A 552-nucleotide genomic window follows, 5' to 3' on the forward strand; every position below is an offset into this window, starting at 1 on the left:
CCGGAGGCCCCGCGGATCCCGACGTACGCGGGCCCCGGACCGTAATCGGTGAACCGCCAGCCGAACGCGTCGCCGTAGAACGCCTTGACCGCGTCGAAGTCGGTGACGGGAAGCTCGACGTAGTCGAGCGCATGATGGGTGTTCCTCGCGATATCAGCCATGCACCGATCCTGCCCGCGACCCACGACAGTTTCAGCAGCCACCCGCAGCAGTGCCCGAGCCGCCGTGGGACGAGCGGCGGCACTGACCAGGGACGGCGCTACTGCGGCCGAAGAGTCGGCGGGTGGTCGAGCAGAAGGTAGTCCCGGGCCCGCTTGTTCGTCTCCGCACCACCCACGTGCACCGAATGCAGAATCCCGTTGTACACCAGATCCCAGAGCCGATGGTTTGCCTGCAAGTCGTCGACCCGTGGCCGAGCACTTCGACCCGAACTGTCCACCATCTGAATCACGTGCGCCACGCCATCTACATGAACCGTGGCCTTGGTCAACTCGTAGGTCTTCACGTAGTCCTTGTCGGGCACCGCCAGCCAGTCAGCACCGGCCGACTTTC

At 65.2% G+C, this 552-nt stretch carries 2 protein-coding genes; both read right to left on the minus strand.

Annotated features, from left to right (window positions below; genetic code table 11):
- A partial coding sequence (locus tag ABD323_RS46190) for a VOC family protein (RefSeq protein WP_425556370.1) occupies positions 1 to 161 on the minus strand: 161 nt, incomplete at its 3' end.
- Positions 162 to 259: 98 nt separating this feature from the next.
- Positions 260 to 552, minus strand: a 293-nt coding sequence (locus ABD323_RS44735) for a hypothetical protein (RefSeq protein ID WP_344447696.1), incomplete at its 5' end; no start/stop codon positions are given.

Origin of the sequence: Kitasatospora nipponensis (genome assembly GCF_039528135.1) — a bacterium.
Classification (GTDB): domain Bacteria; phylum Actinomycetota; class Actinomycetes; order Streptomycetales; family Streptomycetaceae; genus Kitasatospora; species Kitasatospora nipponensis.